At 39.9% G+C, this 20,141-nt stretch carries 18 protein-coding genes, 3 tRNA genes and 1 pseudogene; 8 read left to right on the top strand and 14 right to left on the bottom strand.

Annotated elements, in window-relative coordinates:
* Positions 1–46: 46 nt before the first annotated feature.
* Positions 47–391: an MGMT family protein gene (locus EGC82_RS12205; protein ID WP_124731005.1), complete on the bottom strand. Its 345-nt coding sequence runs from the start codon at positions 389–391 to the stop codon at positions 47–49.
* 115 nt (positions 392–506) lie between these two features.
* A pseudogene (gene trhA, locus EGC82_RS12200) lies at positions 507–1,189 on the bottom strand (PAQR family membrane homeostasis protein TrhA).
* A 253-nt stretch (positions 1,190–1,442) separates the two neighbouring features.
* Here trhA and EGC82_RS12195 point away from each other — a divergent pair.
* Positions 1,443–2,042, top strand: a complete 600-nt coding sequence (locus EGC82_RS12195; protein ID WP_124731004.1) for a hypothetical protein — start codon at positions 1,443–1,445, stop codon at positions 2,040–2,042.
* A gap of 122 nt (positions 2,043–2,164) precedes the next feature.
* Here the strand turns inward: EGC82_RS12195 and rrtA are convergent, their stop codons facing one another.
* Both rrtA and queC read right to left on the bottom strand, forming a co-directional pair.
* Positions 2,165–2,794 (bottom strand): rhombosortase, encoded by a 630-nt coding sequence (rrtA, locus tag EGC82_RS12190; RefSeq protein WP_244212461.1) that lies wholly within the window; start codon positions 2,792–2,794, stop codon positions 2,165–2,167.
* A gap of 152 nt (positions 2,795–2,946) precedes the next feature.
* Positions 2,947–3,654, bottom strand: coding sequence for a 7-cyano-7-deazaguanine synthase QueC (gene queC / locus EGC82_RS12185; RefSeq protein WP_124731002.1), 708 nt, complete (start codon positions 3,652–3,654; stop codon positions 2,947–2,949).
* Between the two features lie 210 nt (positions 3,655–3,864).
* Here queC and queE point away from each other — a divergent pair, with 210 nt between their 5' ends.
* On the top strand, positions 3,865–4,533 hold the full coding sequence (gene queE, locus EGC82_RS12180) for a 7-carboxy-7-deazaguanine synthase QueE (RefSeq protein ID WP_124731001.1): 669 nt from the start codon (positions 3,865–3,867) through the stop codon (positions 4,531–4,533).
* 90 nt (positions 4,534–4,623) lie between these two features.
* On the opposite strand, the gene EGC82_RS12175 is transcribed toward queE, so the two are convergent.
* The 4 genes from EGC82_RS12175 to EGC82_RS12160 form a co-directional block, all read right to left on the bottom strand.
* A complete protein-coding gene (locus EGC82_RS12175) occupies positions 4,624–5,685 on the bottom strand; it encodes a PLP-dependent cysteine synthase family protein (RefSeq protein WP_124731000.1) in 1,062 nt (353 codons plus the stop codon).
* Between the two features lie 293 nt (positions 5,686–5,978).
* Positions 5,979–6,063: transfer RNA gene (locus tag EGC82_RS12170), tRNA-Tyr, on the bottom strand.
* Positions 6,064–6,093: 30 nt separating this feature from the next.
* Positions 6,094–6,178: transfer RNA gene (locus EGC82_RS12165), tRNA-Tyr, on the bottom strand.
* A 102-nt stretch (positions 6,179–6,280) separates the two neighbouring features.
* Positions 6,281–6,365 (bottom strand) — tRNA-Tyr (locus EGC82_RS12160).
* 125 nt (positions 6,366–6,490) lie between these two features.
* Between EGC82_RS12160 and EGC82_RS12155 the strand changes: the two genes are divergently transcribed.
* The 3 genes from EGC82_RS12155 to EGC82_RS12145 all read left to right on the top strand — a co-directional run bounded on the left by EGC82_RS12155 (position 6,491) and on the right by EGC82_RS12145 (position 9,963).
* Positions 6,491–6,988: a VC2046/SO_2500 family protein gene (locus EGC82_RS12155; protein WP_124730999.1), complete on the top strand. Its 498-nt coding sequence runs from the start codon at positions 6,491–6,493 to the stop codon at positions 6,986–6,988.
* A 133-nt stretch (positions 6,989–7,121) separates the two neighbouring features.
* Positions 7,122–7,409 carry a DUF406 family protein gene (locus tag EGC82_RS12150; RefSeq protein WP_124730998.1) on the top strand — a complete coding sequence of 96 codons (288 nt, stop codon included), beginning with the start codon at positions 7,122–7,124 and terminating at the stop codon, positions 7,407–7,409.
* Positions 7,410–7,749: 340 nt separating this feature from the next.
* Complete coding sequence (locus EGC82_RS12145) at positions 7,750–9,963, top strand: sensor domain-containing phosphodiesterase (RefSeq protein WP_124730997.1); 2,214 nt, start codon at positions 7,750–7,752, stop codon at positions 9,961–9,963.
* A gap of 121 nt (positions 9,964–10,084) precedes the next feature.
* On the opposite strand, the gene EGC82_RS12140 is transcribed toward EGC82_RS12145, so the two are convergent.
* Entirely contained in the window at positions 10,085–10,576 is a 492-nt protein-coding gene (locus EGC82_RS12140) for a YchJ family protein (RefSeq protein WP_124730996.1), read from the bottom strand.
* A gap of 5 nt (positions 10,577–10,581) precedes the next feature.
* Positions 10,582–11,172 carry a DUF4440 domain-containing protein gene (locus tag EGC82_RS12135; RefSeq protein ID WP_244212460.1) on the bottom strand — a complete coding sequence of 197 codons (591 nt, stop codon included), beginning with the start codon at positions 11,170–11,172 and terminating at the stop codon, positions 10,582–10,584.
* Positions 11,173–11,296: 124 nt separating this feature from the next.
* Between EGC82_RS12135 and smrA the strand changes: the two genes are divergently transcribed.
* Positions 11,297–11,899: a DNA endonuclease SmrA gene (gene smrA, locus EGC82_RS12130; protein ID WP_124730995.1), complete on the top strand. Its 603-nt coding sequence runs from the start codon at positions 11,297–11,299 to the stop codon at positions 11,897–11,899.
* 138 nt (positions 11,900–12,037) lie between these two features.
* Here the strand turns inward: smrA and EGC82_RS12125 are convergent, their stop codons facing one another.
* Positions 12,038–13,879 carry a M2 family metallopeptidase gene (locus tag EGC82_RS12125; RefSeq protein WP_124730994.1) on the bottom strand — a complete coding sequence of 614 codons (1,842 nt, stop codon included), beginning with the start codon at positions 13,877–13,879 and terminating at the stop codon, positions 12,038–12,040.
* A 194-nt stretch (positions 13,880–14,073) separates the two neighbouring features.
* Here EGC82_RS12125 and psrA point away from each other — a divergent pair, with 194 nt between their 5' ends.
* Both psrA and EGC82_RS12115 read left to right on the top strand, forming a co-directional pair.
* Positions 14,074–14,715, top strand: a complete 642-nt coding sequence (psrA, locus tag EGC82_RS12120) for a TetR family transcriptional repressor PsrA (RefSeq protein ID WP_124730993.1) — start codon at positions 14,074–14,076, stop codon at positions 14,713–14,715.
* An 11-nt stretch (positions 14,716–14,726) separates the two neighbouring features.
* Positions 14,727–17,003 carry an acyl-CoA dehydrogenase gene (locus EGC82_RS12115; RefSeq protein ID WP_124730992.1) on the top strand — a complete coding sequence of 759 codons (2,277 nt, stop codon included), beginning with the start codon at positions 14,727–14,729 and terminating at the stop codon, positions 17,001–17,003.
* Positions 17,004–17,337: 334 nt separating this feature from the next.
* Here EGC82_RS12115 and tnpC read toward each other — a convergent pair whose 3' ends face one another.
* The 3 genes from tnpC to tnpA all read right to left on the bottom strand — a co-directional run bounded on the left by tnpC (position 17,338) and on the right by tnpA (position 19,687).
* The gene (tnpC, locus tag EGC82_RS12110) at positions 17,338–18,933 is read right to left on the bottom strand and encodes an IS66 family transposase (RefSeq protein WP_124730991.1); all 1,596 of its coding nucleotides are present in this window, start codon (positions 18,931–18,933) and stop codon (positions 17,338–17,340) included.
* A gap of 83 nt (positions 18,934–19,016) precedes the next feature.
* Positions 19,017–19,364: an IS66 family insertion sequence element accessory protein TnpB gene (gene tnpB / locus EGC82_RS12105; protein WP_124730990.1), complete on the bottom strand. Its 348-nt coding sequence runs from the start codon at positions 19,362–19,364 to the stop codon at positions 19,017–19,019.
* Positions 19,358–19,687 carry an IS66 family insertion sequence element accessory protein TnpA gene (gene tnpA, locus EGC82_RS12100; protein ID WP_124730989.1) on the bottom strand — a complete coding sequence of 110 codons (330 nt, stop codon included), beginning with the start codon at positions 19,685–19,687 and terminating at the stop codon, positions 19,358–19,360. Before tnpA ends, tnpB begins: the two co-directional genes overlap by 7 nt.
* Positions 19,688–20,141: the final 454 nt, after the last annotated feature.

Here is a 20,141-nt window from a genome sequence, read left to right as displayed (position 1 = left end):
CCAATGTATAATTACCTTTAAGTTGAAAATAGTTAATTGCTTGAAGTTAAAAGGGTAATGTCATTACCAAGGTAGCAATATCGGGTTGCCATTTATATTGAGACAATGAAATCTTACCTGCGTTCACTTCTATCCCATCTAATCTTAGTAATTGTTGTTGGATTCGAAACGGTTCACTATTATTAGTGAAGGATATTTTTCCTTGGCTATTAATAACCCGATGCCATGGGAGTGCTAACGATTGTGGTGCTAATTTCAATGCTCTTGAAACATAACGAGCTCGCCCTGGTAAACCAGCTAGATCAGCAACCGTGCCATAAGGTAGCACAGCACCTTTTGGGATAAGATTAACAATAAACCATATACGCTCCATTGGCGTCAGCTTAGTCATGGTATTCCATATCGAGTATTGTTGCTAAAAGCAGTGTATTAGCAATAGATAATAGAAAAACTACTGCCATTGTACAACCGCAATTTTTTAAGAGGTGGTATTGTAATTTGAACCGTCATAGTACGGTAAGGTAAACACATAGGAAATGACTGAATGCGCCGCCGAGAACAAATAGATGCCAAACAGCATGGTTGTATGGAATACGTTTACCAACATAGAAAATAACGCCTAAGCTGTAAAATAGCCCCCCACCAAACAATAACCCTAAACCTAGGTCAGTCATTTGGCTGTTTAAATCGCCAATAACAGTGACGCACAACCAACCCATCACTAAATATAGTACCACGCTAAAAGCCTTAAAACGTCCAATAAACAATGTTTTAAAGACCACCCCCCCAAGGCTAAAGACCAGATAGCGATGAGTACGATGGTCGCTTGTGAACTTTGTAAACTGATTAACATTAATGGGGTATAGGTACCGGCAATCAAGGTGTAAATAGCACAATGATCTGCCATTTTAAAACGTTTTCTCCACAGTTCACTTTTACTCGAATGGTATAAGGTTGAAGCAAGAAATAATGCAATAATGCTAATGCCATAAATTAATACCCCAGCCATTTGCACAAAAGACAAACTATCGGGTGCTTTTATTAGCATCAGGATTAAACCAATAATGCCGGCAACGACACCTAATGCATGTGAAACAGCATTGGCTTTTTCTTCAGCATGACCGTAATCTGAACCGGATGACGCATGCGCTGTTTGCTCAGATGCCAAGGTGTGTGATTGTGAATTCATAATATCCTGTAATTAACGCTGAATGTTATTTGAACAAGGTTAGTTTATCAGCCACAAATCCAAATAGCTACATTTAGGTGAACACGTGTAAGCTGAAATGTTTTACTTATTTACCATGCTGCAAATCCTGTTTTCGAGCTTGATTGGGTTAACTTTTATTAATCTAATTAGTGATTAACTGCATAAATAAGGTGCGACTCAATTAGATTGTTGACGTTATACTTACAGAATAATTCTTGGAAGATTAGTCTTAATGTTTGAAAAAAATCAACCGGCCAATTCGCATCAATCTTCTATAACTAACAGCACTTATTCGCTGTGGGGTAATAAGCCATCACCTCAAATTGATAATGCGAAAATTGATTTTGACAAAGACGTCACACCTTTTGTTGAGGTTGAAGATGATGTTGTCGATGAAAACGAGTTGCAACAGTATCGGCAACAACTTGCGAATGATATTCAGGTGCAATTAACGGGTGCTGTAAGCCCCGTATCTACTCACTATGAAACGTTATTAGTGTCTGATGAAACTCCAATTAATGCGAATGTATTCCAACGTGTTTTAGCTGTTGTAACTAGCAGTAAGTACACTACTTTAATCGTAGTTTTTATACATGTTTTGGTGATTAGTATAGCTTTGATATTTGGACGGGTTGATTTCAGTGGTATGGCTGAAGTTCCTCTGTCTGAAAGAGCATCAAAACCATTACCGCCTTTAAAAAGTTATCTTATCACCCAAGCTGAATACGATAAATTAGTTGAGCGAGCACAATTAAATACAGCGGAGCAATCTATTGAGCCAGAAGATGACATACCAGTTGCCACGGATGATCTCAGTAGTAAGTCTGAATAAGTTTAACCACCGATGACAAAACAATGAGTACTTCATCGACTCATTGTTTATGATGAAAAATTACATTCGACAGGTGCAGTAAAAGTTTGTTGTACAATATGCAAGCTGTTAGCGTGTAACTGTTAAGACACTTTGTGGTATTTAAATCGGTTAGCAACTAAAGACCAACACAACGCACACAATAAGCCGCAAATAAGACCTACAAGATGTGATTCCGTTGCCACTCGCGCATTGATTAGTTCGGTAATACTTTCGGTAGCGCCAAATACTTGCTCATATCCCACCTTGATGATGACACCGATCAGCAGTAAATAACCTGAACGATAGCCTCTGCGGATGTCCATTATAGCGCCAAAAGCAAATAATCCGTGTAATAAACCACTTAAGCCAACATAGGCTTTTAAGCTAGGATAAAACAGATATAAGCCTATTCCTTCTAGTAAACATAAGCTTAAAAACAGTATCAACAACTTACCTGAATGGTATTTGTAATGCACTTCATGCAAAAATACTATCACCCAAAATCCGGCTAGGTTCATCAGTAAATGCCATAAGTTAGTGTGTAATAGGTTACCGGTGATTAATCGCCAAACTTGCCCATGAGCAATTGCGTCATATTGATAACTGAAATACTGATCAACAGGAAAAAAAGCTGGCGTAGAGACATCTGCTGCAAATAAGCCAATACAAATAAGGCTGATAACTACAACAAAATGATAAATCCCAACACTGTTTGATTTATGTTTTAGCAAAATATTCTCTATACCCATCGTTAAATATCATTCAGGCCAATGGGTCTGAAGACACGTTGTTAACGGTAATGCAAAACAGCTATTAAGTTTACAGGAGTAATTTTTTACCCATTAAAAACGCGGTTGCTTTGCTAATAGTGTTAATAATACGCTTATATTTTACTGTTTAATGAGGCCATCACTGATTGACTGTTTTGCAGGTAATCGTCTAAACCACGTTGACGTAATACACAAGCAGGGCAATCACCACAACCTTTACCCACAATACCGTTATAACAAGTTAACGTTTGATGTTGTACTAAGGCTAATTGTTGATATTTGTCAGCCAGCGCCCATGTTTCCGCTTTATTAAGCCACATCAACGGGGTAATAATTTTAATAGGTTTATCCATTCCTAGCGCTAATGAGTTTTGCATAGATTGCACAAAGTCATTACGGCAATCTGGATAACCGGAAAAATCGGTCTCACAAACACCGGTTATAATGGCATTACAACCCAATTGATAAGCGTAAATACCCGCCAAAGTTAAAAATAAAATATTACGACCAGGAACAAATGTATTCGGTAAACCATTATTCATCAACTCATGTGACACCGGAATAGCGTCGCGGGTTAATGCTGAAATGGCTAACTCGTTTAATAAGGTCGTATCCATCACTTTATGGCTGGCTAATTTCAATTCTATTGCCAATGATTTTGCCACTTCAATTTCTTGGCGATGACGCTGGCCATAATCAAACGTGATGCCATGTACTTCATCATATTGTGATAAAGCCTGAATAAGACAAGTGGTTGAATCTTGACCACCACTAAAAACTACAAGGGCTTTAGTGGTGGTATTTGGCTTTGTATCTGACATGAATATACTCTTAACATACTGAACTGACTTGCAAGATCGATGTGATCAACGCCTAGTGGTTCATGTAAATATAATCAATATTTTACCTAAGCCAGGCCCAACTGCAAAGCCATAGCGCTAAATACTTGCAGCTAACGGTAAAATACTCTATAAATGCCGACCCATTATTAGTCAGCTAGTGACTACTGGCCTCTAAAAGTAAGGTAAACAATGAAATATCCCGTTAACGAAGTATTTGAAACCATACAAGGTGAGGGCTCATATACTGGTGTTCCTGCACTGTTTGTTCGCTTGCAGGGCTGCCCTGTGGGTTGTGCATGGTGTGATACTAAGCAAACGTGGGATGTGTTACCTGAGAATAAAGTGACTGCAGAGCAAGTTATTCAAGTCGATGGCACTATAGGACGATGGGCTGATCATAATGGACAGACTTTATTGCAAGCGTTTGCTGGTAAGGGCTTTACCGCAAAGCACATAGTATTAACCGGTGGTGAACCTTGCTTGTATGATTTAACCGAGTTAACCACCGATTTTATTAAGGCGGGTTACCAAGTTCAAATTGAAACAAGCGGTACGTTTGAAGTGAAATGCCATCCAGATGTATGGGTTACTGTATCACCTAAAATTAATATGAAAGGTGGCTACAAAGTACTTGAACAAGCGTTAAACCGTGCTAATGAAATTAAACATCCTATCGCCACAGAACACCATATTGATGAATTAGATAAATTATTACTCAATATTGATATCAGCGATAAAACCATCTGTTTGCAACCGATCAGCCAAAAGGCGCGTGCAACAGAGCTCGCCATGAAGGTGTGTATTAGCCGTAATTGGCGTTTATCGATACAAACACATAAGTATCTGAATATAGATTAAAAAGTTTTTTCAGTTCATTATTACCACTTGTTTTTACGAGACAAAAAAAGCCGTTGAATCGATATTCAACGGCTTTTTAATTTCAACAGGTTAACGCAGTAAACCTGATTGATTAAACGCGACGAGTTTTTCTCGATAGTGCTCGAAACAACCAATATTATTTTTTATCCATTCTGGATTATAATAAGTGTCTAAATAACGTTCACCTGCATCACAAATCAAGGTCACAATTGAGCCTGTTTCACCCGCTTGGCGCATTTGTGTTGCCAGCAACAAAACGCCATACAGATTTGTACCTGTTGATGCGCCCGTTTTACGACCCAATAGTAGCTCTAACCATTGTATTGTTGCGATTGAGGCTGCATCAGGAATTTTAAGCATGCTATCTACCACCCCTGCAATAAAGGACGGCTCAACTCGGGGGCGACCAATGCCTTCAATTTTACTGCTTTTATCGCTCACAAGGGTAGCATCACCGCTGTGAAAATAATCATAGAATACTGAGTTTTCAGGATCAACAACGCATAGCTGAGTTTTTTGTTGTTGATAGCGAATATAACGCCCAATAGTCGCACTTGTGCCACCGGTACCTGGGCTCATGACAATCCAACTCGGAATAGGGTGGGGCTCTTTCTCCATTTGGCTAAAAATAGAATCAGCAATGTTGTTATTACCACGCCAATCGGTGGCGCGCTCTGCATAAGTGAATTGGTCCATATAATGACCTTGCAACTCAACAGCTAATCTTTCCGACTCTGCATACATTTGGCTGCCATTATCGACAAAATGACATCTAGCACCATAAAACTCAATTTGTTGAATTTTCTTTTTTGCAGTGGTCTTTGGCATTACAGCAATAAAAGGTAATCCGAGTAATCGAGCAAAATAGGCTTCAGAAACCGCGGTACTACCAGATGAAGACTCAATAATTGGGGTATCTTTTTTAATCCAGGCATTACACAGCGCATACAGAAATAATGACCGAGCCAAGCGATGTTTTAAGCTACCAGTAGGATGAGTACTCTCATCTTTTAAATAAATGTCTATTCCGTCAAGTTGTGGAAGATCTAATTTTATAAGATGGGTATCTGCAGACCGTTGATAATCGGCTTCAATTTTTGCGATGGCCTGATTGACCCAAGTAGATGACATGCAATAACATCCGTTATTCCGAAAAGGAATAAATAATAACTAAAATGTCAGATTAAAAGTAGTGTTAATCGACATCGAGAGATAATTATTATTAGATGTTGATGGGGAAAGAAAAATTAATTTATATTAGCAGATAGCATTACAGTATTTGTACAAGCAATGTGAAAATAAGAAGTGATAAGTAGGCTGGATTAATGACAATAACGAATGGATTGATGATATTTAGCAAGATAATATGGCAATGCTGTTAGTAGAATTAGTAGGCGATAAGCTTAGTAAATCAAGATGTAAAATGGTGGAGGGAGAAGGATTCGAACCTTCGAAGGCTGAGCCGTCAGATTTACAGTCTGATCCCTTTGGCCACTCGGGAACCCCTCCACAGCAAGATAGATATGAATAAAAGAAAGATGGTGGAGGGAGAAGGATTCGAACCTTCGAAGGCTGAGCCGTCAGATTTACAGTCTGATCCCTTTGGCCACTCGGGAACCCCTCCACATATTTTCTTTTTTCTTACTATCTCTTTACATTCTAACTCGGTACAACTTTAACGCTTAACAACTTACATTTTAGTTCTTACATTTTACAACACCGCAAATGGTGGAGGGAGAAGGATTCGAACCTTCGAAGGCTGAGCCGTCAGATTTACAGTCTGATCCCTTTGGCCACTCGGGAACCCCTCCTCAATTGCGGTCGCCATAGTAGTCAGAAACCTTTTGTATGTAAAGTGTAAAATTGAATAAATTACTAAAGTTTATGACTGTTTGGTCGATAAAATAGCATCGAGCAGTAGTAGTGATGTTTTTATATGCAAATTGAGTCAACATTAGTCAATGAGTTACAAATAGGGAGCCGATTAAACGTCGCGATTGAACACAATCGTCGCGGTGAATTTGGCTTGCTATTGGCTATGTTGTCAGTTGATGCTCGCGATATGGCTCAATTTCAATTAGAGAATGATGTTGATAGCACGCAAAAGTTGCGTAATAAATTTGCTTTACCACAACCGCAATTATTAGTAGATGATATTTCTGTTCACCCAAATACTATTGATAATGCGATAGTGTTTCAGCAATGCGGGGCAAGACAGTTTCAACTTCAGCAAGCATTAACACCAGAAGCGCTAGTAATTCGGGGCTCTCAATCTGATGCAATGGTCGAAGTATTAAGCAACTGTGATTATCTAACTAAAAATAAAGCTATTAATGCATATCAACAACATACACCAATAGAAGACATGCATTTTTTAGATCAACTTAGCACCCAGCGTAAGATTTCAAACACGTTATCGTTACAACTGGCTTAACGCCTTAGATTGGTGCACTGGGCATACTACAGCCACGTAGAAATTTTTGATATTTGTGAGCATGGCAAATAAAAGCTTCCCTAAACTGCGATATATTTGCAAATAACAGTGAATAAACGAATAGGGTGAAGTAATGATTAAACAAATAAAGCAGCAACAAGGCCATGTTAGTGACAGTTGTACCGATTGCGGTAGTTATGTCGATATTGGTGCTGTTGTTGAAGCAGAAGATACCTTATTAGTGCTCAGTTTCATCGGTGATAATGCATTATTGCAAGCTCAAACGATGCAGCAAATAGCACAACAACGATTTACTGATACTAAAGCGGATATTAAAAATGTCGATAACAGTATCTCGTTACAACTTGAGTTTGCTTTTAGTGTGGAGAAGATGATTTTTCAACTTGAAAATCAACTGTAAATTTGTACCCAATGTTATGCAAATAACAATGTTTCATGTGCTTGTTGATAAACATTTTTATGCTATTGAGCATAGTCAGTAAATTATCTTAATAAAGCGTAACAATGTACTACCAAAGGATTGCTGTTTTTGAGTATCGCGTGTACTCTGCTTTACTTAACCAAAGGTATAGTAGCTTATGTTAATTAAATATGCACAATGCCTTTAACTCGAGTTTTACTCCCTATGTATTACTGTAATATTTTGACTAATACTCTGAAATTTAGCACCCATAATAACAAGTGTAATCAGTCAATAATATTAAAGAATTAGGGTGATGAAGCCATTTTTCGGGATTTAAATGAATCGAAAAGAGCAACAGCACTTATTGGAATTAATTGTAAATTCCAGTGCTAAACAACAAGGTGATTTCGTCAAAACTGCAGAGTTGGTATGCCAACTGCTGCGAGAATATTTTGAGGCATCATTTGTATCTGTTTGGTCATTGAGACATAAAATCGACAATGATAGTTTTGCTGCGGCTGACAATTTTATTTGTGAACACAGCTTAGTTGCCAGTAACATTGACGATAAGTTGAGTTATTTATCTCATTTGAGACAAATTACCGTTGATCCTCAATATTTCAATGAATTACGTTCCCATCGATATATTTTATCCAGCGACAACCCGCACATAAATCTTGTAGAAACATTTTCTGATTATTATCAATACCATAACATTACTACCAGCATCGATATTGCCATCAGAATTAATGGTCATATAGAGGGTGTTTTGTCGGTAGAAACGTGCGAAGAAGTCAATTGGATAAAATCCGATGTTCAATTTGCGATTCAATGTGCAGATCAGTTAGCGTTAGCGCTAGCAACACGTGATACCTATGATCGTAATGAACAAATTTATTTGTTAAGAAATGCTACTGAGCAATCAGAGCATGTAGTTATGCTGGTCAATACCGATAGTCGTATTATTGAATATGTTAACAGTGCTCATGAAAAAATGACCGGATTACCTCGTGCTACGGTTGAGCACCACAGTGCTTCAAAGCTCGATATATTTAGAAATACGCCACAATTACTTGACCATATCATTAACAAGTTACGTAACAGTGAGATTGTCAAAGGTGATCTTAAACTGGCGCGGGTTGATGGCAGTGAATATTGGTTGAATTATCATGTTACGCCGTTTGTAACAGAACAAGGCAAACATTATGCGCTAGTGTCCAGTTATGATAATTCGGCTGAATATTTACACAAAGCGGAATTAGAACGATTAGCATGGAATTGTTCATTAACGGGTTTACATAATCGAAGTCATTTTATTCCTATCCTAGATCGTGCTGCTGATGGAATATTAATTCTTATCGATTTATTGGGTTTTAAGCGTTTTAACGATACTCATGGCCACGAGCAAGGTGATGGTTTATTAATTGAAATGGCACGTCGTTTGAAACATTTTGCATTGGCAGCAAATGCTATCGATGTCGCGAGAATAGGCAGTGATGAATTTGCTGTATTACTGCCGTCGATGTTACCGGAAGCTGATATCGAACAAATGATCGATAGGCTATATATGAACCTAGCCGCGCCATCAGTCATTTCACGAGAAAAAGTAGAACCTAAACCAGCGATTGCCGTGGTAGATATTCAATCTGTAGTAGGGCTATTTACCCCGTTATCCTGTGCTGATATTACTCTTCAATATGCCAAGAAGAAAAATAATGTTCATTATCAATTTTTTAATGAAGCGTTACTAGAAACCTTTACCACTAAAGCAGAAATAGAACGTGATTTACACCATGCTATTCGCGGTCGTGAGTTTGAGTTGTATTATCAACCATTAATGGATTTGCAAAATAATCAATATATTGGCGCTGAAGCGTTAATTCGCTGGAATCATCCTAAAAAAGGTGTCCTATATCCAGGTGCTTTCATCGAAATTGCAGAACAAACTGGGATAATAAATCAAATTGGTGAATGGGTATTAGAAACCGCCTGTAAACAATTGAATTTATGGCAGCATAGAAACGTTAATATTGCGATGCATGTGAATGTTGCTGCTCGACAATTTTTTAGCGGCAACTTGTATGAGCAAGTCTGGCGTTTAATGACACGCTACCGTATTAAACCCAATACTTTGATCCTTGAAATCACTGAAACTGAACTCATGGGTGATATTCGTTATGCCATTAATCTATGCCATGAATTGGCAGAATTGGGTGTCGGCTTAGCGATTGATGACTTTGGTACTGGCTATAGTTCGATGAAATATCTAAAACAGTTTCCTATTTCAAAATTAAAAATAGATCGTTCGTTTATTATGGATATCTCTTCTAGTCACGAAAGTCGTGAAATAGTCAGTGCTATTATTGCGATGGCAAAGGCACTTAACATTTCGATAACCGCTGAAGGAGTCGAGACTAAAGAGCAAGAAGAGTTTTTAGCCTTAAGTGCGTGTCACCATGCACAAGGCTTTTTATATAGTCCGGCGATACGGGTGAATGATTTTGCTTTATTTATCGAGTCTCACGAAGCTAAAAATCACGTATTTACATAGATGAGCAGCAATACTGGAACTTGAATAAGCAGTCTAATGTTCGCTCATAAAATAGAACTCTCAGATAGTTAAGGCGTTATTATCAATACTGTTAGTTGATATTGACGTCATTTATATAATGCTAACCGAGTCGTTTTGCGCAACATTGCTTAAACTTTTTACCGCTGTTGCAGATACATGCATCGTTTCTGCCAGGTAAACGGGTTTGCATTTGTTGTCCCTCAGTATATAACCAATGACCGTCTCGTTTTATAAATGATGAACACTCATAAATAGCATCTAATTGGTTATCTTCAATAAACCAGGCTTTAAATGTGACCTCGCCATATTCAGATAGTTGTGTTGATGACAACACCTCTAATCCTAACCACTGCATTTTACCCTGGGCAAGTTGCTGCTCGGTCACGCCCTGCAAATAATCAACATGATGAGTCTTAATCAAATAATGAAAATGAGCTAACACAAAGGCACTGTATCGTGAGCGCATTAAACGCTCTGGCGTCTCTGCCACAGCACGTCCTGAATGACATGGTTCACAGCATTGATCGTAGGTAAGAGAAGTGCCACAAGGACAATGTGTTGTTTTTGAATCTAAAGTCTGATTATTGTTCATTGAATTTATTCTTTTGTGGCTGAAGCAGCAATAAACTGTCGACCATAATATAGATTCGGTACCGGTTTCGCATCATAGTAAAAATGTGGTGCTGCATGAGTGTTAGAGTCAACACTGATTTTCCATTGTTGTTTACTGTCTTTAGTAAAAACGGTGACAAATTTCCCCGCAAACTCACTAATAGGTTCACCAGACTCTTTTCCTGGATGAAAACGCACTAAATAATATCCAATGTCGGTTGCACTATTTGGCTCGGTGTAACGTACCAGTATGCGGAAGTCGACTTCCAGTGTAGCGTTCTTATGTTTAATTTTATTAAAAAATCGACTATACAAGTTTAGAATATTTTCTTTACCGCTAATAATGCCTCGTTCTTGTGTTTCAGAAATATACACAGCATCGTCGGTGTATAAATTCTCCATAGTAGTTAAATCTAATTGTTCAAAAGCGTGAGTCAATTTTGCAAAATTAGCATTCAAGGTCTTATGAGGGATAGGCTCTGCGGCAGAAACGCTCAACGAGGTTATGCAAAAACTCACTGCTAATAGCAATGAAGATAACCACAGTGTATTTAATAAGGTCAATATTCTTTTCAAGGAATTGTTCTCTTTTTATCTAATGTATATCAATAATTGCAAGTGATACCGTAAACGTAACTATAGATTAATCATCGACTTTGCTAAAGCGTATAATCTTTACAAAGTATGTAGGAGGAGACATATGTCGTTAAGTGATGACGAATTATTTTTACAAGAAATGGCCGATGTGAGCCCCCTTAAACATGAGCATCAATCGCAAACAGCCCAAATATGGCTGAATCAATCAAGTGTAACAGATGCTCAACTGGCAAAGCGAGCGGCAGCGGAGCAACACGAGTTGTTACAGTTATTACCAACAGATCCCTATTTATTGAAACAGCTTGAGCCTGATGATGTGGTGAGTTACAAAATGGACGGTATTCAGGACCAGGTTTTTAATCAACTCCGCTTGGGTAAGTACCGAGCCAATACCGTGTTAGATTTACATCAATATCGACTTACACAGGCGCGTGAAAGTTTAGTTAATTATGTATTAAGTGCTTATGAACACGGTGAACGTAACTTACTGGTTATTCATGGTAAGGGTTATAAAAGCAAACCTTTTCCTGCATTAATGAAATCTGCGGTATGCCATTGGTTACGGTGTATCGAACCCGTTACAGCATATCATTCGGCCAATACAGAGTGTGGTGGAGTAGGTGCTGTATTTGTGATGCTAAAAAAATCACAGCAAAAAAGAATTGAAAATGCACATGTAAATAGGAAAGGTGGCGGATTTAGGTAGCTATAGAGATTATTTATTAACATTATTAATAATAATGGCGCTAATATTTGTTAGCGCCATTATATTGAGTGAAAAAATTAGATGCTAAATGTCTGCATTATATTGAACGAGATCTGCATTGGTTCACTAAAACGAGCATTACCAGCCGCACTGACGGTTAGCTTGTGTATTTTGCTCATCTAACCATACTTGCAATGGGGCAAAGTAATCTAATACTGCTTTAGCATCCATTTTATCAGAACCGGTCACAACACTTAGGGCTTCAGGCCAAGGTTTGCTGGCACCCATTTCGAGCATTTCATTAAGCTTAGCGCCAGCTTCTTTGTTGCCATAAATACTACAACGGTGAACTGGGCCTGTGTCGCCTGCAATATCACACAATGCTTTATGGAACTGGAACTGCAGTACATGGGCTAAAAAATAGCGTGTATAAGGCACATTGCCTGGTACATGGTATTTAGCACCCGGATCAAAGTCGGCTTCAGTACGTTCAATGGGCGCGTTAACTCCTTGGTACTTTTCGCGTAAATCCCACCAAGCTTTATTGTATTGGTCGGGCTTAATGGTGCCGTTAAAGACTTGCCAGCGCCATTGATCAATCATTAACCCAAAAGGCATAAAAGCAATTTTATCTAGCGCTTGTTTTAACAACAAGCCAATATCTTTAGATGCATCCGGTACCGTTTCTAGCAAACCAATTTGCTGCAAATACTTAGGCGTAATCGACAGTGCTATTGTGTCACCTATGGCTTCGTGGAAACCATCGTTAGCTGAGTTTTTAAAAATAAAAGGTTGGTTTTTGTAAGCGCGTTGATAAAAATTATGGCCTAACTCATGATGAATAACCGTAAAGTCTTCGGCATTTTTCTGAATACACATTTTTATACGCAGATCATCAAGATCATCTAAATCCCACGCCGAAGCATGGCACACTACATCGCGGTCTTGAGGTTGAACAAACATGGAACGGGTCCAAAATGTTTCTGGTAATGCGCCAAATCCGAGTGAGGTAAAAAAACCTTCAGCTTGTTTGACCATTTTAGTTTCATCATAACCATTTTGTGCCAACAGTTCGGTTACGTTGTAACCTGGGTCTGCATCTTTAGGCGCAACGCTGTTATAAATCGTCCCCCATTGCTGTGCCCACATATTACCCAACAAATGTGCCGGGATAGGGCCAGTTTTTGGGGCGACTTCATCACCGTATTGTTCATTTAACTCACCGCGAACATAGCAATGTAATGAATCATACAATGGTTTAATTTGTGCCCATAGGCGGTCTAATTCTGCAGAGAACGCTTCAGGTTCCATATCGTATTGACTACGCCACAATTCAGACAAGTCGCTGTAACCAAGATCTTGTGCGCCTTGATTAGCTAATTCCACTTCACGTTCAAATAAAGGACGCATTGGTTTAGCTATTTCGCGCCAACCTTTCCATGCTTCTAACAATAAGGCGGGGTCTTTTGACTCTGCCATAATATTGGATAACTCAGGTTGAGTTAGACAGCGACCGTCAGCAAAACAATATTTACCTTTACCATACAATCCATTGAGTTGTGAGACTATACTGGCAAGTTCAGCATTTTTAGCGGGATCAAGAGGAGCGGGTAATACTATGCTACTGCGGAGACTATTAAGCTTACGTGCATTAACGGCATCTAAATCTAGGTTAGCGTATTTTGCTGCTTCAGTTGCATAGCGCACTGATGTTGATGTGACTTTTTCTCCCATTGCTGCAGATAAGGCCGCGGTATCATCAGTAATGAAATTAGAGTAAATCCACTCCGCGCGGTTAACTTCAATTGATAAATTAGCTAAATCGGCTTCAGCTCGATTAACAAAATCAATTGCCGCAGCAGTATCAATTTTTTCTTTAGGTAACTGAGTAGTTGTAGTCGTATCACTACAGGCACTTAATCCTAATACTATTGAGACAATAAGTGCAATTTGAGACGGTCGTTTTAAAGGCAAGTTCATGTTGTGCGCATCCTTGTTTTATTTTTGACATCAGTGTACCGAAAAACAACATACATTGCATATAAGTTAACAATCTGGTGTGGTTGTTACCGTTTTTGTTGTTTGCCATGATAAAGAAAGCTGACAATTTCGATTGACATCTGTGCGCTCAATGATTAATTTAAACGGGTGTTTAAATTAACTTGGGTCTTGTAATGGCAAGCCGTACTGATACAAAAACAAGAATACTCGATGCAGCTGAAAAGTTGTTTGCTGAAAGAGGTTTTTCTGAAACGTCGTTACGACTGATCACCAGCAAAGCTGAAGTCAATTTGGCATCAGTCAATTACCATTTTGGTTCTAAAAAAGAATTAATTCGTGCTGTACTAGCAAGATACTTAGATGTATTTATGCCAAGCGCTGCGATAGAAATTAAACGTATACACCATGCGCCTGAAGATGCATCACTCAACGAGATTTTTTCTGCTTTAATTAAACCGTTACTTGAGCTCAATAAAGTCCGTAACGGTGGCACGATTATTTTCTTACAGTTGTTGGGACGTGGTTATATTGAAAGCCAAGGTCATTTGCGTTGGTTTATCACTACTCACTATGGCGAACATCTAGCCACATTTGTACAGGCAGTATCGGCTAGTGCGCCACATATTCCTGCCGCTGAAATGTTTTGGCGTTTGCATTTCACTTTAGGAACTATAGTATTTACTATGGCTTCTGCTGATGCATTAAATGAAATTGCTGCAGCTGATTATGGTGAACATAACAATATTGAAGCTATTCTTCGTAAAGTAATCCCCTACATGGCAGCCGGTGTTGCTGTCCCTGTGTTAACAAACTAAGAAGGTATAAAATGAGTATCGTCATATTGCTAGTTATAGCGATCATTGTCCTCTTTGGCGTACGTAATATCAGGATGCAATTTATTACGCGTCCGGTATTTTCGTTTTTCAAAAAAGTGTTGCCTCCTTTGTCGAGTACCGAAAAAGAAGCAATGGAAGCCGGTGATGTTTGGTGGGAAGGTGAGTTATTCCGCGGAAAACCAAACTGGAACACTTTACATGGCTATGGTAAACCAACGTTAAGTGCTGAAGAACAAGATTTTATTGATAATCAAGTTCAGACAGCGCTAACCATGATCGATGATTTTGATATCGTCCATAACCGTAAAGATTTACCCCCAGAGCTTTGGCAGTACTTTAAAGAGCAAGGTTTCTTTGCGCTAATTATCCCTAAAAAGTACGGTGGACGTGAATTTTCTGCTTATGCAAACTCCACGATTGTAGCAAAAATTGCCACTCGTAGTGTGAGTGCAGCCGTTACTGTTATGGTACCTAACTCATTAGGCCCTGGTGAATTATTAACTCATTACGGTACTCAAGAACAAAAAGAACGTTGGTTACCAACACTTGCTGTTGGTAAAGATATTCCTTGTTTTGCATTAACGGGCCCTGAAGCGGGTAGTGATGCTGGCGCAATTCCTGATGTGGGTATTGTGTGTCACCGTGAGTTTGATGGTGAAGAGACATTAGGCTTAAGCCTAACGTGGAATAAACGTTACATTACTCTTGCACCTGTAGCGACAGTTCTGGGGTTAGCGTTCCAAATGCGCGATCCTGATGGATTATTAGGTGATGTTAAAAATATCGGTATTACTTGTGCGTTGATCCCAACAGACCATAAAGGCGTTGAGATCGGCCGTCGTCATAACCCATTAATGATGGCGTTTATGAATGGCACCACAAGCGGTGAAGATGTGTTTATTCCATTAGATTGGATTATTGGTGGACCGCAGTTTGCCGGTAAAGGCTGGCGTATGCTGGTTGAATGTTTGTCTGCTGGACGTGGTATTTCATTACCTGCTCTTGCTACTGCATCAGGCCATGTGGCTACTAAAACGACCACAGCTTACAGTTATGTTCGTCAACAGTTTGGTATGCCAATCGGTAATTTTGAAGGCGTACAAGAAGCTATGGCGCGTATCATCGCCAACACATACCAGCTTGAAGCTGCGCGTCGTTTAACTACTCAAGGTATCGACTTAAAAGTTAAGCCTTCGGTAGTCACTGCTATTGCTAAGTACCACATGACCGAGTTAGGCCGTGATGTATTAGAAGATGCAATGGACATTCAGTCTGGTAAAGGTATTCAACTAGGGCCTAAGAATTATTTAGGTCATGCTTATATGGCAACGCCTATTTCGATTACCGTTGAAGGTGCCAACATCCTTACTCGTTCATTGATGATTTTTGGTCAAGGTGCAACCCGTTGTCATCCATATGTATTGGCTGAAATGGAAGCTGCGGCAATGGAAGATGAAACATCGGCACTTGATCGTTTCGATTCATTGTTACTAGGCCATATTGGCTATGCAATGGGGAATGCATTACGTTCATTTGGTTATGCATTAACTGGTAGCCGTTTGGGTAGTGCGCCAGTGAGTGGTCCAACTCAGCAATATTATCGTGATATGACGCGTATCTCTTCATCACTTGCGATAATGACTGATTTATCAATGTTGATCATGGGCGGCGACTTAAAGCGTAAAGAGATGATTTCTGCGCGTATGGGTGATGTGTTAAGCCAGTTATACCTGGCATCAGCCACATTGAAATTGTTTGAGGATAATGGCCGTCAACAAGATGATTTGCCTGCTGTTCACTATGTGATGACAGAGCGATTACATTTAGCTGCCAAAGCACTTAATGATGCCATTCGTAATTTTCCGAGTAAAGTTGCTGCGATTTTGCTACGAGTGTTGATATTCCCATTAGGAAATCACTTTAATGCACCAAGTGATAAGTTTGCGGTTGATTTAGTCACCGGAATGCTAAAACCTGGACCAGCTCGTGACCGTATTACTTTTCTTTGTAGCGATTTCGAAGGTGACGAAAGTGGTGTTGCTGAAGTTGAACAGGCTTTCTTAGCTAAGTATGCTGCCAAAGATTTGTATAAGAAGCTTAAAAAGGCTCAACGTAGCGGGCATTTAAAATCTAAGCTACCGATGATTGAGTTATTTGAACAAGCGCTAGAAAAAGACATCATTACTCAAGCCGAACATAAACAGCTTGTAGAAGCAGATGTATTACGCTTAGCTGCGATTAATGTTGATGATTTTGAAGCAATATAATCTTCGTTAAATGTAAGCTTTCGATGTAAAGTTTTACACAAAAATCCCTGACTCTGTCGGGGGTTTTTTTATTTATAATCTTGTGTCTAGAAGCAGATATCCACCGTTTAATTAGACCATTACAATCAGAGTTAGTCGACGCAATTAATCCCACAATACCAAGTGAGTTATTGAGTTACACAACTAATAAGGATAGGCCGCGCGAAGCCGCGTCCAATAAGAAATTAAATGGCTTTAATTAAATGACGTAATGCTATAGGCAACGACGGCTTTGCTTCTAACGTTCGAGTATTGATGGATTACAGACTGCAATGTGATGTATGCGTCCGGCGAACTACGTCTTGTCTAGCCTAACCTGCCAGGGTAAGAGACTGTTGAGGTCACAATCAGGGTAGGATAATTGTTCTAAGCAGTGTTCGATGTAATCGAACGGGATGAGTCCATTCGCTTTAGCCGTTTCTATGATGCTGTACAAAATTGCACTCGCCTCAGCGCCGCGATGGTTGTGATTGAATAGCCAGTTTTTACGCCCTATCACAAACGGTTTTACTGCCCGCTCTGCGCGGTTGTTGTCGATATTGAGGCGACTGTCTTGCGTGTAACAACTCAGCTTTGACCATTGATTGAGGCTGTAATGGATGGCTTTGCCTAGCGGACTTTCCTTTGATACTTGCAGCACTGATTTATCCAACCATTGCTTAAATAACCCCAGCTGAGCACGTGAGTGGGTGCGCCTAAAATACAATCGCTCTTCCAGGCTCAGTGCTTGTATTTGGGTTTCAATACGGTACAGCTTGGCTATCATGCTCAGCGCCATATCCGCTTTACTGATTTTGCCTACTTTGGGCTTGCCTTGTGCTATTAGCGCTTCTTTGAATTTACGCCGCGCATGAGCCCAACAACCGACCAGTTTATTGTTTGCTTGCTGATAAGCCGCGTAGCCATCGACTTGTAAATAACCATTAAATACCGTTTGCTCGGTAGCCAGAAAACGGCTCACGCAGGTGCCCGCGCGGCTACCGTCTTGATAGTCGTACAGTACTATATTGCGCAAACTTTGATATCGAGGCTCAGTGCTTGGTTTATCCGCGCCAGCGCAATACACCCACATGTAGGATTTCACCCGCTCATCGTTAATCACTTTGAGCGTGGTCTCATCGGCGTGGATGACATCTTGTGTTAATAAATGGTGGTGGAGTAAATCATATAATGGCTTGAACAGCGCTGCAGATTTCATCATCCAATCCGCCATGGTTTGCCTGCTTAAGGCGATACCGTGTTGCTTGAATAAGGTTTCTTGCCGATAAAGGGGTAATGCGTACTGATACTTACTGGTAATGAGTTGGCTTAACAAGCTTGACGTCGCCACGCTTTTAGGGATAGGACTGACTGGCACGGGCGCTTGTTTGATATTGGCCTGGGGTCCTTTAGTCTCACAATGCTTGCAGCTGTATTTTAATCTAACGTGCTCAATCACACTGATTTGCGCCGGAATAAACTTCAGCTTCTCACTACTGTCTTGGCCCATTAACGCCAGCTCATGACCACAGCACTCACACTGCTTATCTTCATCACTAATATCATGGATAATCACTTCACGTGGCAGGTTTTTAGGCAGTAATTTACGCTTGGCGCGCTGTTTAGGTGACACAGGCGCGTCAGTATCTGCTGTTAATTCAACAGGCTCATCAACCGTGACTTCAGCTTCGTTAAACAACTCACCTTGATAATCATGGCTTTCACTGCTGGCGCCGAAACGTTGTTGCTGGGCTAAGCGAAATTGTTCAAGCAAACGCTGCACAGAGTGTTTAAGTTCGGCGATTTCAGCGTCTTTCAACTCGATAACATTATCTTTAGCCGCCAGCGTCTCAAGCAATAATTGCTTAAGTAAATCAACGTCATTGGGTAAGTTATCAGGGTTTAGTTTCATGGTGTTATTATATCAAATATCCCATTAAATAAGGCTAAAGCAGTGATCTAATTATCGAAAACAGCCTTCGCAATGGCGATCAATTAACTGTAATTCAAGCCGTTCACATGCTGATGACCCAACACATCAAAGCCAGATAACAGCCAATGAAACTGTTGCTCAGATAAACTCAGGCACTCATCAATACTTTTCGTCGGCCACTTAAACTTATCCTGCTCGAGGCGTTTGTACCAAAGTGCAAAGCCGGTGTTATCCCAGTAGAGGATTTTTAATTTATCACGGCCTTTATTACAAAAGACAAACACACTGCCGTCGGTGGCCTGTAAGGATAATTGCTGCTCAACGATAACAGCTAAGCCATTTATCGATTTACGAAAATCCACCGGTGCACGGTGCAGATAAACACACGGAAGCTCACGAAACATCAACATGCTTGTAGGCCTTTTATAATCTCAAGCAGGTATCGTGCAGGCAAGGTGCTGGGGAAAGTCCATAGCCCTGTATGATGCTGAAAATGGATAGCCTGGGCTGAAGCGGAAGGTTGAGCTTGGGTTGTCATCGCTGTCGGCGATGTCACGGTAGCCTTAACAAACGGCGCTATCTGTTGGGTGCCCGTTTTAGCCATGTCCGCTTTGCGGGCGTAAAACCCACTAAGACTAAGCTTGTGCACACGACAAAAATTTGAAATCGTTAAGCCGCTAGCGGATTGCTGTTGTATCAAAGCAGCCCAATCTTGATGTGAACGTGTAGCCATGTTAACTCCTGATGTCATTACCAGTCGTTAAGATAAAGGCTCGATGAGCGCAGTTGAAGACGTACTTGCCCGGACGCATACAATGTGATAGGTAAGTTGTTTGTTGTTAACGCACTTGTAGATTACATTCATACAACTTGAATCGAAAAGTGGAGGTGCTCTGAACTATCCAGATGACTGACGAGCTTGGTAGCATGAGGGAGCTAGTTGTTTAACCTTAGCGAGGTAAAAATATGGGATAAACTTATAAAAATGGATTTATCGTCAATATCAAGCTAGTCATTTTTGTTAACAAAGAGCATGTTGACGGTAATAGCTAACCTTTTGCGAGTAAATAGAATGTAGTTTGCAGGGCACAGGCTTTGTTATTGATTTTTAGCTGAGATTAATCAATAAAAAAGCCAATCCGAAGATTGGCTTTAGTGCGAACAAGGTCATGGCAACACCATTACTT

This window comes from Shewanella livingstonensis, assembly GCF_003855395.1.
Lineage (GTDB): Bacteria > Pseudomonadota > Gammaproteobacteria > Enterobacterales > Shewanellaceae > Shewanella > Shewanella livingstonensis.
Note: the sequence above shows the minus strand (reverse complement) of the source record. Positions and strands in the feature narration are given on the sequence as shown.